The 13,806-nt window shown below is 70.0% G+C and carries 7 protein-coding genes; all 7 read right to left on the bottom strand.

The genetic code is table 11. The features are described 5' to 3' along the window. Positions 1-199: 199 nt before the first annotated feature. A complete protein-coding gene (locus A3CO_RS0103795; RefSeq protein ID WP_018330901.1) occupies positions 200-4,108 on the bottom strand; it encodes a DNA-directed RNA polymerase subunit beta' in 3,909 nt (1,302 codons plus the stop codon). Between the two features lie 86 nt (positions 4,109-4,194). Further along, on the bottom strand, positions 4,195-7,677 hold the full coding sequence (gene rpoB / locus A3CO_RS0103790; protein ID WP_018330900.1) for a DNA-directed RNA polymerase subunit beta: 3,483 nt from the start codon (positions 7,675-7,677) through the stop codon (positions 4,195-4,197). A gap of 432 nt (positions 7,678-8,109) precedes the next feature. Next, positions 8,110-9,177, bottom strand: a complete 1,068-nt coding sequence (locus A3CO_RS0103785) for a hypothetical protein (RefSeq protein WP_018330899.1) — start codon at positions 9,175-9,177, stop codon at positions 8,110-8,112. A 14-nt stretch (positions 9,178-9,191) separates the two neighbouring features. Next, the gene (locus A3CO_RS0103780; RefSeq protein ID WP_018330898.1) at positions 9,192-9,656 is read right to left on the bottom strand and encodes a hypothetical protein; all 465 of its coding nucleotides are present in this window, start codon (positions 9,654-9,656) and stop codon (positions 9,192-9,194) included. A gap of 149 nt (positions 9,657-9,805) precedes the next feature. Further along, positions 9,806-11,209 (bottom strand): MCE family protein, encoded by a 1,404-nt coding sequence (locus A3CO_RS29935; protein WP_018330897.1) that lies wholly within the window; start codon positions 11,207-11,209, stop codon positions 9,806-9,808. Position 11,210: 1 nt separating this feature from the next. After that, entirely contained in the window at positions 11,211-12,494 is a 1,284-nt protein-coding gene (locus A3CO_RS0103770; RefSeq protein ID WP_018330896.1) for an MCE family protein, read from the bottom strand. After that, on the bottom strand, positions 12,491-13,804 hold the full coding sequence (locus A3CO_RS29930; RefSeq protein ID WP_018330895.1) for an MCE family protein: 1,314 nt from the start codon (positions 13,802-13,804) through the stop codon (positions 12,491-12,493). Before A3CO_RS29930 ends, A3CO_RS0103770 begins: the two co-directional genes overlap by 4 nt. Positions 13,805-13,806: the final 2 nt, after the last annotated feature.

The following is a 13,806-nucleotide window of genomic DNA, read 5'->3' as shown; positions in this document are numbered from 1 at the left end:
GAAGTAACCACGCGCCCTCGAAGACCGGCCAGGATCTCCATATCGGCGACGGCACGACCGTCGTCGAACGGGCTCGCCGCAGACTACACCAACGGCGTCACGTGGGGGACAACGTGCCGCAGCCGGCGGGCATTCCCCCGGAGACGACGACGCCCCCGCCCGGTGGGACCGGACGGGGGCGTCGAGCGTGCGGACGACGTCAGCGGTACTGGCCGAAGTCGTAGTCGTCGAGCGGGACGGCTACGCCGCTGCCGCTGCCGAAGACGTCGGGCGAGTAGTACCCGTCGTCGTAGCTCGGCAGCGCGTACGCCGCGGCGCGCGCCTCCTCGGTGGGCTGGACCTGGATGTTCCGGTACCGGTTGATGCCGGTGCCGGCCGGGATCAGCTTGCCGATGATGACGTTCTCCTTCAGCCCCACGAGGCTGTCGGACTTCCCCTCGATCGCGGCGTTGGTCAGGATCCGGGTGGTCTCCTGGAACGACGCGGCCGAGAGCCACGACTCGGTGGCCAGCGAGGCCTTCGTGATGCCCATGAGCACCGGACGCCCGGCCGCCGGGTCGCCGCCCTCGGCGACGACCTTGCGGTTCTGGCCCTCGAACTCGGCGCGGTCCACGACACCGCCGGGCAGGAACTCCGTCGCGCCCGAGTCGATGATCGTCACCCGGCGCAGCATCTGCCGGACGATGACCTCGATGTGCTTGTCGTGGATCGACACACCCTGCGAGCGGTAGACCTTCTGGACCTCGTCGACGAGGTGCAGCTGCACCTCGCGGGGGCCCATGACGCGCAGGATCTCGTGCGGGTCGGCGGTGCCCTCGAGCAGCTGCTGCCCGACGTCGACGTGGTCGCCGTCCTGCAGCGGGCGCTCGGTGCCGTCGACGGTCAGCGTGGCGAGACGCTGACGCTTGGACAGCTTGTCGTAGACGACCTCCTCGGACCCGTCGTCCGGGATGAGGGTGATCTTCCAGAACTTCTCGCCGTCCTCGAGCTGCACCCGGCCGTCGACGTCCGCGATGGGCGCCTTGCCCTTCGGGACGCGGGCCTCGAAGACCTCCTGCACACGCGGCAGACCGGTGGTGATGTCCTCGCCGGCCACACCACCCTGCTTGAACGTGCGCATGGTCAGCTGCGTGCCGGGCTCACCGATCGACTGTGCGGCGACGATGCCGACCGCCTCGCCGACGTCGACGAGCTGGCCGGTCGCGAGCGACCGCCCGTAGCACATCGCGCAGACCCCCTGGGCCGAGTCGCAGGTCAGGACGCTGCGGACGCGGACCTTGTCGACGCCGTGGGCGATGAGCGAGTCGATCGCCTGCTGCCCGATGTCGCCGCCCTTGGCGAGGACGACCTCACCGTTCGCGTCCGTGACGTCGGACGCCGCGGTGCGGGTGTAGACGCTGGTGTCGACGTGGACGTCGCGCTGCAGGACGTCCCCGACGCGCTCCGCGATCGGCATCGGCACGCCGCGCTCGGTCCCGCAGTCGACCTCGCGGACGATGACGTCCTGCGAGACGTCGACCAGACGACGGGTCAGGTAGCCCGAGTCCGCCGTGCGGAGCGCGGTGTCGGCCAGACCCTTGCGCGTGCCGTGGGTCGAGATGAAGTACTCGACGACCGTCAGGCCCTCGCGGTAGTTCGCCTTGATCGGGCGCGGGATGAACTCGCCCTTCGGGTTGGCGACCAGACCCTTGATGCCCGCCAGCTGGCGGATCTGGGTCATGTTGCCGGCCGCGCCCGACTCGACGATGCGACGGATGGAGTTGTCCTCGGGGAACTGGTCCTCCATCGCCTTCGCCACCTCCTCGGTGGCCTGGCCCCAGATGCGCACCATCTCGTCGTTGCGCTCCTGGTAGGAGAGCGCACCGCGCTGGTAGCGCTTGTTGACCTGCTCGGCCCGCTCCTCGTAACCCTCGAGGATCTGGGCCTTGTTCGCGGGCACGACGACGTCGTCCATGGCGACCGTGACGCCCGAGCGCGTGGCCCAGTGGAAGCCGGCGTCCTTCAGCCGGTCCAGCGTCATGGCGACCTCGGTCATCGAGTACCGCTCGGCGAGGTCGTTGATGATCGCCGCCTGCCGCTTCTTGGGCAGCAGGTCGTCGACGAAGGGGTAGTCCTCCGGCAGGAGCTCGTTGAAGAGCACCCGGCCCAGCGTGGTGTCCGCGAGCCAGGGCGTGCCCGGCTCGTGGTCCTCGCCGACCATCCCCGGGCCTGGGACGACGTCCCCGGTCAAGCGGATGCGGCAGGGCGCCTGCAGGTGGAGCGTCCCCAGGTCGTAGGCCATGATCGCCTCGGCCGGGGACGAGAACGCCAGCCCCTCGCCCTCGGCGCCCGGGCGCTTGGTCGTGAGGTAGTAGAGCCCCGTGACCATGTCCAGCCGCGGCATGGCGAGCGGCTTGCCCGACGCCGGCGACAGGATGTTGTTGGCCGACAGCATGAGGATGCGGGCCTCGGCCTGCGCCTCGGCGGACAGCGGCAGGTGGACCGCCATCTGGTCACCGTCGAAGTCGGCGTTGAAGGCCTCGCACACCAGCGGGTGGAGCTGGATGGCCTTGCCCTCGACCAGCTGCGGCTCGAAGGCCTGGATGCCGAGGCGGTGCAGCGTGGGCGCCCGGTTCAGCATGACCGGGTGCTCGTTGATGACCTCCTCGAGCACGTCCCACACCTGGCCGCGCTGACGCTCGACCATCCGCTTGGCGGACTTGATGTTCTGGGCGTGGTTGAGGTCGACCAGGCGCTTCATGACGAACGGCTTGAACAGCTCGAGCGCCATCTGCTTGGGCAGGCCGCACTGGTGCAGCTTCAGCTGCGGGCCGACCACGATGACCGACCGGCCCGAGTAGTCGACGCGCTTGCCGAGCAGGTTCTGGCGGAACCGGCCCTGCTTGCCCTTGAGCAGGTCGGACAGCGACTTGAGCGGGCGGTTGCCCGGCCCGGTCACCGGCCGGCCGCGGCGGCCGTTGTCGAACAGCGCGTCGACGGCCTCCTGCAGCATCCGCTTCTCGTTGTTGACGATGATCTCGGGCGCGCCGAGGTCGATCAGTCGCTTGAGGCGGTTGTTGCGGTTGATGACCCGGCGGTACAGGTCGTTGAGGTCCGAGGTCGCGAAGCGGCCACCGTCGAGCTGCACCATCGGGCGCAGGTCCGGCGGGATGACCGGGACGCAGTCGAGCACCATGCCCCCGGGACGGTTGCCCGTGGCCTGGAACGCGGCGACGACCTTGAGCCGCTTGAGCGCGCGCAGCTTGCGCTGGCCCTTGCCCGAACGGATCGTCTCGCGGAGGTTCTCCGCCTCGGCGTCGATGTCGAAGGTGTCCAGCAGCTTCTGGATCGCCTCGGCACCCATGGCACCGGTGAAGTAGTCCGCGTAGCGGTCGTAGAGCTCGCGGTAGAGCGACTCGTCCTGGATGAGCTGCCCGCGGTCGAGCTTGGCGAAGGTGTCCCACACCTCCTGCAGGCGGTCGAGCTCGCGCTGCGCACGGTCGCGCAGCTGACGCATCTCGCGCTCGCCGCCCTCCTTGACCTTGCGGCGCACGTCGGACTTGGCGCCCTCGGCCTCGAGCTCGGCGATGTCGGTCTCGAGCTTCTGCGCGCGGGCCTCGAGGTCGTTGTCGCGCTGCGACTCGAGGCGCTTGCGCTCCCCGGCGATCTCGTTCTCGAGCGTCGAGAGGTCGTTGTGGCGCTGCTCCGCGTTCACGTCGGTGATGACGTAGGCCGCGAAGTAGATGATCTTCTCGAGGTCCTTCGGTGCGAGGTCGAGCAGGTAGCCCAACCGCGACGGGACGCCCTTGAAGTACCAGATGTGCGTGACGGGCGCGGCCAGCTCGATGTGGCCCATCCGCTCACGACGCACCTTGGCGCGGGTCACCTCGACGCCGCAGCGCTCACAGATGATGCCCTTGAAGCGGACGCGCTTGTACTTGCCGCAGTAGCACTCCCAGTCCCGCGTCGGACCGAAGATCTTCTCGCAGAAGAGTCCGTCCTTCTCGGGCTTGAGCGTGCGGTAGTTGATGGTCTCGGGCTTCTTGACCTCGCCGAAGGACCACTGCCGGATGTCGTCGGCGGTGGCCAGACCGATCCGGAGCTCGTCGAAGAAGTTGACGTCGAGCAAAGGTTCTCCCCTGGATGGGTGAGCTGATTCTCTAGAGGGTCCGCGGTCCCGGGCCGGCGCGGTGGCACCGGCCCGGGCGCGAGGCGTCAGTTGACGACGTCGTCCACGGAGGGCGACTCGTTGCGCGAGAGGTTGATCCCGAGGTTCGCCGCGGCGCGCTCCAGGTCCTCGTCGTCGCCGTCGCGCATCTCGATGGCGGCACCGTCCGAGGACAGCACCTCCACGTTGAGGCAGAGCGACTGGAGCTCCTTGAGGAGCACCTTGAAGGACTCGGGGATACCGGGCTCGGGGATGTTCTCGCCCTTGACGATCGCCTCGTAGACCTTGACGCGACCGAGCACGTCGTCGGACTTGATCGTCAGCAGCTCCTGCAGCGTGTACGCCGCGCCGTAGGCCTGCATCGCCCAGCACTCCATCTCACCGAAGCGCTGACCACCGAACTGCGCCTTACCACCCAGCGGCTGCTGGGTGATCATCGAGTACGGGCCGGTCGACCGGGCGTGGATCTTGTCGTCCACCAGGTGCAGCAGCTTGAGGATGTACATGTAGCCGACCGCGATCTGGTGCGGGTACGGCTCGCCGGTACGTCCGTCGAAGATCTGCGCCTTGCCGTCCTGGCCGACCAGCCGCACACCGTCGCGGTTCGGCAGCGTGGAGCCGAGCAGACCCGAGATCTCGGTCTGGCGGGCACCGTCGAACACCGGGGTGGCGGTGTTCGTGTCGGGCGCGACGTAGCGCATGTCGTCGGGGAGGTTCACGGCCCACTCGGAGGTGTTGTCCGCGTCGACCTCCCAGCCGCTCTTCGCGATCCACCCGAGGTGGGTCTCGAGCACCTGGCCGATGTTCATGCGTCGCGGCACACCGTGGGTGTTCAGGACGATGTCGACCGGCGTCCCGTCGGCGAGGAACGGCATGTCCTCGACCGGCAGGATCTTGCCGATGACGCCCTTGTTCCCGTGGCGGCCGGCGAGCTTGTCGCCCTCGGAGATCTTGCGCTTCTGGGCCACGTAGACGCGGACCAGCTCGTTGACGCCGGGCGGGAGCTCGTCGTCGTCGTCGCGCGAGAACACGCGGATGCCGATGACCTTGCCGGTCTCGCCGTGCGGGACCTTGAGCGAGGTGTCGCGGACCTCACGCGCCTTCTCGCCGAAGATCGCGCGGAGCAGGCGCTCCTCCGGGGTCAGCTCGGTCTCGCCCTTGGGCGTGACCTTCCCGACCAGGATGTCGCCGTCGGCCACCTCGGCACCGATGCGGATGATGCCGCGCTCGTCGAGGTCGGCGAGGACCTCCTCGGAGACGTTCGGGATGTCCCGGGTGATCTCCTCGGCGCCGAGCTTCGTGTCGCGGGCGTCGATCTCGTGCTCCTCGATGTGGATCGAGGTCAGGACGTCGTCCTGCACAAGACGCTGCGACAGGATGATCGCGTCCTCGTAGTTGTGCCCCTCCCACGGCATGATCGCCACGAGCAGGTTCTTGCCCAGGGCCATCTCACCGTCCTCGGTGCACGGCCCGTCGGCGAGGACCTGGCGGGCCTCGACGCGGTCGCCCTCGGAGACGATCGGCTTCTGGTTGATGCACGTGCCCTGGTTCGAGCGCGTGAACTTGTGCAGCCGGTGCGTCGTCCGCTGGCCGTCGTCGTCCATGATCGTGATGTAGTCGGCGCACAGCTCCTCGACCACACCCGGACGGTCCGCGGCGATGACGTCGCCCGCGTCCACGGCGGCGCGCAGCTCCATCCCGGTGCCGACCAGCGGCGACTCGGAACGCAGCAGCGGCACCGACTGACGCTGCATGTTCGCGCCCATGAGGGCGCGGTTGGCGTCGTCGTGCTCGAGGAACGGGATCATCGCCGTCGCGACCGACACCATCTGGCGCGGCGAGACGTCCATGTAGTCGACCCGGGTCGGCGCGATGAGGTCGACGTCGCCGCCCTTGCGCCGGACCAGCACGCGGTCGTCGAGGAAGCGGCCGTCCTCGTCGAGCGGCGCGTTGGCCTGCGCGACGACGAAGCGGTCCTCCTCGTCGGCCGTGAGGTAGTCGATCTGGTCGATGACGACGCCGTCGACGACCTTGCGGTACGGCGTCTCGATGAAGCCGAACGGGTTGACCCGCGCGAAGCTCGACAGCGACCCGATCAGGCCGATGTTCGGGCCCTCCGGGGTCTCGATCGGGCACATGCGGCCGTAGTGCGACGGGTGGACGTCGCGGACCTCCATGCCGGCGCGCTCACGCGACAGACCACCCGGGCCGAGCGCGGAGAGCCGGCGCTTGTGCGTCAGGCCCGCGAGCGGGTTGGTCTGGTCCATGAACTGCGAGAGCTGCGAGGTGCCGAAGAACTCCTTGATCGCCGCCACGACGGGACGAATGTTGATCAGGGTCTGCGGCGTGATCGCCTCGACGTCCTGCGTCGTCATGCGCTCGCGCACGACGCGCTCCATGCGGGAGAGACCCACCCGGATCTGGTTCTGGATGAGCTCGCCGACGGTGCGCAGACGCCGGTTGCCGAAGTGGTCGATGTCGTCGGTCTCGACCGGGATCGTGTCGCCGTTCTCGGCCGCCACCTCGGTCTCCCCCGCGTGCAGACGCACGAGGTAGGAGATCGTCTGGATGATGTCGTCCTCGGTCAGCGTGCCGGTCGACGGCTCGACGTCGAGCCCCAGCTTCTTGTTGACCTTGTAGCGGCCGACCTTCGCGAGGTCGTAGCGCTTGTCCTTGAAGAACAGGTTCTCCAGGAGCGTCTGCGCCGACTCGCGCGTGGGCGGCTCGCCCGGGCGCAGCTTGCGGTAGATGTCGAGCAGGGCCTCGTCCTGGCCGGCCGTGGCGTCCTTCTCGAGGGTGGCGAGCAGGGTCTCGGAGAAGGAGAACTTCTCCTGGATCTGCTCGGTGGTCCAGCCGAGGGCCTTCAGCAGCACGGTGACCGGCTGGCGGCGCTTGCGGTCGATGCGCACACCGACCGTGTCGCGCTTGTCGACGTCGAACTCGAGCCACGCCCCGCGGCTCGGGATGATCTTGACGCTGAAGACGTCCTTGTCCGTCGTCTTGTCGACCGTGCGGTCGAAGTAGACGCCGGGCGAGCGCACGAGCTGCGAGACGACCACGCGCTCGGTGCCGTTGATGATGAACGTCCCCTTGTCGGTCATCACGGGGAAGTCACCCATGAAGACCGTCTGGGACTTGATCTCACCGGTCGTGTTGTTCGTGAACTCGGCCGTCACGAAGAGCGGGGCCGAGTAGGTCATGTCCTTGTCCTTGCACTCCTCGACGGAGGCCTTGACCTCGTCGAAGCGCGGGTCGGAGAAGGACAGCGACATCGAACCGGAGAAGTCCTCGATCGGAGAGATCTCCGCGAGGACCTCCTCCAGACCACCGACCGGGGTGTCCTCGCCCGCTTCCACGCGGCGCTCGAACCACTCCTCGCTGCCGACCAGCCACTCGAAGGACTTGGTCTGCAGGTCGAGGAGGTCGGGGACCTCCAGCGGCTGGTCGAGCTTGGCGAAAGAGACCCGGAGGGGAGCTCCGGGGAACGACGCGTGGTGGTTCGAGGACCTGGTGGCGCGGGTAACTGCCAAGATGCGTCCTTCCGGAACAACGCTGTCTGACGCTGTCAGTAGCTCGTCCGCCTGAGACGCAGCGCTATGCCCCGGGCGGCCGATTCAGCGCGGCCTGTGGGGTGCCCACGGGTGACGTGGAGACACGACAAGGCAGCGCGATCCGACAGTCTAGCCACGGGTGGGCGTACGTGTCGAACACCCCCCTACCGTGACACGCCTGCGGGGGCCTGACCGGGGGCCAGGGCCCGACCGCGGGGTCGGACGTCGAGGGTCTCGCGCTGGGAACAGAGTGACCGGTGACCACGCTCGCGTCAAGTCCGACGCGCACCCGAAACGGCCGCGTCCCGGGTCTCCCGTCGCAGGTCAGAGCCACCCCGTACGACGAAGGGCCCGGGAGGCTCCCCCATCGTGGGGTTCGCCTCCCGGGCCCGTGACGCTCCGGGGGTGGGGTCAGACCGGCTTCAGCTCACTGATCTTCCAGCGCCCGTCCTCCTTGACCACCTGCACGGTGAGCAGGCCGGGGGCGTTGGTGGTCTGACCGTTCGTCGTGCGCTCGGCGGTGAACTGCACCAGCGCCATGAGCGTGGCGTGGTCCGACGAGAGCTGCTGCACGCCGATGTTGAGCACGGTCGCCGTCTGGCGCAGCTTCTGGTCCGTCGCCGGCTGTCGGATCGTCTGCTCGAAGACCGACAGGTACTCCGAGGCGAACGAACCGGTCGCCTGCGACTTCGCCGCGTTCACCGAGTCGTCGAGCTTGGTGAAGTCGTAGGAGAGGATCTGCTCCATCGCCTGCCGGGTCTGGCCCACGACCTCGGCCGTGCCGCCGACGTTCACCACGGCCTCGTTGCCGTAGGACGTGCCGTCGGCCCGGTCGGACCGCGCGGCGAGGAAAGCCCACGTGCCGAGCCCCAGGCTCAGGACGAGCACGACCACGAGCACCGTGATGAGGCGCCGCGGGTTCGCCCCGAGCTTCGCCACCGGGCGGGTGACGGCGGCCGCGATCCGCGCGACGCGCGACTCCCGGGCCGGCTCCGACCGGTCGCGGGTCGCCCGGGCCGGTGCGGGCCGCTCGAGCAGGGCGGTGCCGCCGCGGCGCGTCACCGGCTCCGGGGCCGGTGCCGAGGGCGTCATCGTACGGCCGGTGCGGCGGGCCTTCGGGGTGGGCCGGGCGGCCGGCGCCTCCGTCGCGTCCGCCGTCCCGGCGGGTCCCTCGACGGGCGCGTCGCCGTCGGCGGAGTCCGGGGGTTCCGGGGAGTCCGTGGCGGCGCCGTCGTCCTCGGCCGCACCGGTCGGGGCGTCGGACGTGCGGGAGGCCTCGGGAGCCGCTGCTGCGGGGGCGGCAGGAGCCTCCGTGACCTCGGGGGCGTCCGCGGTGTCCTGGTCCTCACGGACCTCCGCGTCGGCGGGGGTCGGGGAACCTCCGGTCACGCCGCGGCGGCCGGGGGCGCGGAGTCCCGCGACCTTCGGGCGCCGACCGGCGGGGGCGGTCGTCGTGGTGCTGCGCGTACGGGGCGGCATCGACGCTCCCTCCTCTAGCTCTGGCCCGCGGTCGGGGAGGCCTTGGAGGCCTTCCAGCCGTCCGGCGTCCGCTGCATGTCGACCTGGAACAGCTGCTGCTTCTGGCTGGGCTGCTGGTTGGCGCTGGACGCCGTCACGTTGATCGCGACGAGGGCGGAGGCCGTGCCCCGGTCGTCGTCGAAGGCCGTCAGCGAGGCCCCGGCCGGGGTCGCGACGACGGACGCCTGGGCCTTCTTCAGGCTGTCGGCGAACTGCTGGCGGACCTTCTGGTACTCGGAGAGCATCGGGTCGGTCAGCGACGTCTGCGCGGCCTGCAGGTCGGCGTCGACCGTCTGCGGACGCACGGTGTTGATGTTGACGACGATCTGCTCGGCGGCGTCGACCGCCACGTCACGGTCGTGCGCCTGGTTCGCGGCCGGGCCGTGCGACCCGATCCACCAGTAGACGCCGGCGGCGACGGCCGCCGCGAAGGCGAGCACCGTCAGGACGGCCAGGACGCGGATGGTCGTGCGCTGCGACGGGGCGCGTACGCCCCGTCGCGTCGACGGTGCCTTCTCGGGCTTGTCGAGCGTGTCGGTGGTGGGCAGGGTCCTCAGCTCCTCGGGGTAGGAGGCCCGCCGGTCGTTCGTCAGCCCAGACCCGGGATGACGATCGGCGGGGCACCGCGCCCGGAGTTCGCGAGGACGTCGGCTGGGGACGACGACGCTGCGGAGAACGCGGTGGTCTGGTCTGCATTCTGCGACGAGGCCTGTGACGCCGATGACCCGGGGTTCCCGTTCTGGTTCTGGCCGGGGGCCGGAGCCGGTCGCTGACCGGGCGTGTAGGGCGTCGCGGGCACGGGCGTGATGTTCGGGTACGTCCCGGGCGGGGCGTAGCCGGGCGAGTAGTAGTACTGGTTGGGGTCCCGCACGCCGCCGCGCTTGCTGCCGTCGTCGTTCGGGGTGTGCTGGGCACCGCGCGGGTTGACCGGCTGGTCCTGGGCACAGAAGACGCGGGTGTCCATCGGGATGAAGGTCTGGTCCGTCGCGGGCCGCCAGCCGGCGTTCGGCTGCAGGTAGCCGTCGCGGCAGTACGGCGGGTCCGCGATGTTGAGGACCAGGCCGAAGTGCACCCGCCCGTCGCCGGGCACCACGGCGGGGGCCACCGCGGACAGACCGGGGTAGGTCACCAGCAGCTGCTCCACGCCGGCGAGGCGGGGCTGGATGATGCGCACGGTCGTCAGCAGGTTCGCCAGCACCCGCGAGAGGTCCGGCCCGGTGTCCCGGATCAGGCCCTCGAGCTGCTGCGCGGCGGGCGGGGCCGCCGTGACGAGCCGTCGGAGGTTCGGGTCGTCCGCCTTGAGCTGCGCCGTGAACAGGTTCAGGTCGCGGCTGAACGAGATGATCTGCGGGCCGAGGCTCGCCTGCGTGCCGAGCACGACGCGGCCGTCCCGGATCAGCTGGGTGGTCGGCGGGAGCTGCTGGATCGCGGTGGACACCAGCGCGTTCGAGCTGTCGAGCAGCCGCTGCAGGTCCGGTCCGGTGCGGTCGAACGCCGTGTAGAGCTCGTCGACAGTGGTGCGGAGCTCGGGGATCGGCACGGAGGTCGCCAGCGTGTTCAGGTTGGCGAGCAGGCCGTCGACCGGCGTCGGGGTGCGGACCCGGTCGACCGGGATGACGGACCCGTCCTCGAGGTACGGCCCGCCGTCGCGCGGCGGCTCCAGGTCGACGTACTGCTCGCCGACCGCCGAACGGTTGGCGATCACGGCCAGCGCCGACGCCGGGACGTCGGGGCTGTCCTTCTCGATCTGGAGGTCGACCTCGAGACCGTCGGGCGTGATCCGCATGTCGCCGACCTTGCCGATCTCGACGCCGCGGTAGCTCACCGACGCCTTCGGGAAGATCCCGCCGGAGTCCTTCATCTCGACCTTGACCGTGTACGGGCCCAGACCGATGAGCGAGTCGGCCCCGACGTACCGGAAGGCGATGTAGCCGATCCCGACGAGCGAGAGGACGACGAAGAGGATCAGCAGGTTCCGGATCTGCTTCGTCATGTCAGTTCCCGCCGCCCTGGGTCCCGGTGGTCCCCGTGCCGGTGGTGGCCGGACCCGTCCCACCCGTCGTGGTCGTTCCGGTCCCACCGGTCGTGGTGGTCGTCCCGGTGCCGCCGGTCGTCGTGGTCCCGGCGGGCGGGGCCGCGGTGTTCCCGGCGCCCGTGACGCCGGGGAGCGCGATCAGCGGGTTCCCGGTCGCCCGCGCCACCTGCTGGTTCTGGAGCAGCGCGAAGATCTGGTTGAGGTTCGTCGCCGACGGGTTGACCCCGAGCAGGTTCTGCAACAGTCCCTGCAGGGAGATCTCGAGGGAGACGTCGATGTTCGCGTAGTCGCCCTTGATGACGTTCAGGGCGTTGTCGGCGAAGGGGATCGTGAGGAGGATCTGCAGCGAACCGGGCAGCGCGTCGCCGGAGGCGACCAGGTTGCCCAGGATCGGCTGCAGGGCCGTCAGGTCCGCGATGGTGTTCTGGCCCGCCCGGTTGATGACGTCGGTGCCGACCACCGAGAGCCGCTGGAGCGCCTGCAGCGTGCCCACCAGCAGGCCGCGCTGCTGGTTGAGCACGTCGAGGCCCGGCTGCAGGTTGTCGATGACGTTCGCGATCTTCGCCCGCTGGTCGACCAGCGTCCGCGAGAGCCGGTCGACCGAGTCGAGCGCCCGCACGATGTCGGCGCGTTGCTGGTCGAGCGTCCCGACGAAGACGTTGAGGTTGTCGAGCAGGGCCCGGATCTGGCCCTCGTTGCCCGACAGTGCGGCGTTGAGCTCCCGGGAGATCGTCTGGATCTTCTCCACCCCGCCGCCGTTGAGCAGCAGCGACAGGGCGCCGAGGACCTCCTCGACCTGGGCGCCGACGTCCGTGCGGTCGAGCGGGATGACCGCACCGTCCTGCAGGCGGCCCTGCGGTGCCCCGATCGCGGGGTTCGCGAGCTCCACGAACTTCTCGCCGAGGAGGCTCGTCTGGCGCAGCCGGGCGATGGCGTTGGCGGGGAGCATCGTGTCCCCGTTGACCGCCATCGTCACCTCGGCGGTCCACCCGTCCGGGGCCAGCCGGACCTCGCGCACGACCCCCACGGGGACGTCGTTCGTCCGTACGCTCGCGTTGGGGACGAGGTCGACGACGTTCGAGAGCAGCGCCGTCACGGTGTAGGGGTGGTCCCCCAGGGAGGCCCCGCCCGGGAGCGGCACCTCCTGGATGGACTGCAGCCCGCAGCCCGACAGGCCCACCGCCGCGACGACCGCGACGACCGCGAGCCGCCACGCCCGGCGGATGCGAGGTGTGGTGGTCACCGTCCGACTCCCAGCCCGTTGATGAGGTTCGTGCCCGGCGCCGTGAGCGGGGTGGTGTCCTGCTGGGCGGTCCGCGGCGTGACGCCCGCGGTCGCGTTGGCCAGGACACCGGCCGCCAGCGGCGCGACCGTCCGGTTCTGGTTCAGCAGGGCCGCCAGCTGCTGGTAGGGCGCGAGGGCCTGGTTCAGGGCCGTGACGCCGGCCTGGGTCTGGGTGGCGCACTGCACCTGGCCCGCGAGCAGCAGCGGCGGCGCCGTGCCCGCCGGCAGCTGCGGGAGCAGCCCGCCGTTGAGCAGGGCGCAGATGATCTGTGCCCGGCTGATCGGCGGGAGGTTCAGCCCCGGCGAGATCACCGGCCGGACGTCGAGGGTGTCCGAGCTCGCGTTGAACGAGTTCGTGAGGTTGTTCAGCGCCAGCGGGGCGACGTCGGTGAACTCGGCGAGCGCCCGGCTCTGGCGCACCAGGATGTCGGTGATGCTCGCGAGCTGGCCGACGTCGGTCCGCAGGCCGTCCCGGTTGTCCCGGACGAACGACGCCACGTCCTCGAGGGCCGGCGGCAGCACCTGCAGGACCTGCGAGAGGTTGCCGCGCTCGGCCGCGAGGAAGCCGGAGATGTCGGCCAGCTGGTTGTTCAGCAGCCGCACCTGCCCGTCGTTACGGGCCAGCATGTTGGTGAAGACGCCCAGGTTGTCCACCGTGGCGAAGAGGTTGCCGCGGTTGTCCGACAGCGTCCCCACCGCGCCGGCGAGCTCGGTGATCGTCTGCTTGATCGCCTCGCCGTTGCCGCCGAGGGTGTTCGCCGAGGAGCGGATCAGGTCGTTGAGCGCGCCGTTCTTGTTGGCGCCGTTCGGCCCGAGCGACGTCGCGAGCTGGTTGAGGCTCTGGTAGACGCGGTCGAGCTCGACCGGCACCGCGGTGCGCTGCACGGGGATGACGGCGCCGTCGTTCATCATCGGCCCGCCGGTGTAGTTCGGGCCGAGCTGGACGTACCGGTCCGAGACCAGGGTCGGGGCGACGATGACGGCCTTCGCGTCGGCCGCGATCGGCACCCGGTTGTCGACCTTGAGCTCGACCCGGACGACGTTGCCCTGCGGCGTGATGTCCTCGACGGTGCCGACCGGCACGCCGTTCACGTCCACGGTGTTCTTCGTGTAGAGGCCGACCACGCTCGTGAAGTACGCGGTGATCGTCCGGGAGCTCCCGCGCTGCAGCGCGTACCAGAGTCCGCCGGTCGCCACGAGCGCGACGATCAGGACGATCGCCAGGGTGCGGGCGAAGCTGTCGAACAGCGTCGTGATGCGCGTCGTCACGG

The sequence above is a fragment of the Actinomycetospora chiangmaiensis DSM 45062 genome, from assembly GCF_000379625.1.
Lineage (GTDB): Bacteria > Actinomycetota > Actinomycetes > Mycobacteriales > Pseudonocardiaceae > Actinomycetospora > Actinomycetospora chiangmaiensis.
Note: the sequence above shows the minus strand (reverse complement) of the source record. Positions and strands in the feature narration are given on the sequence as shown.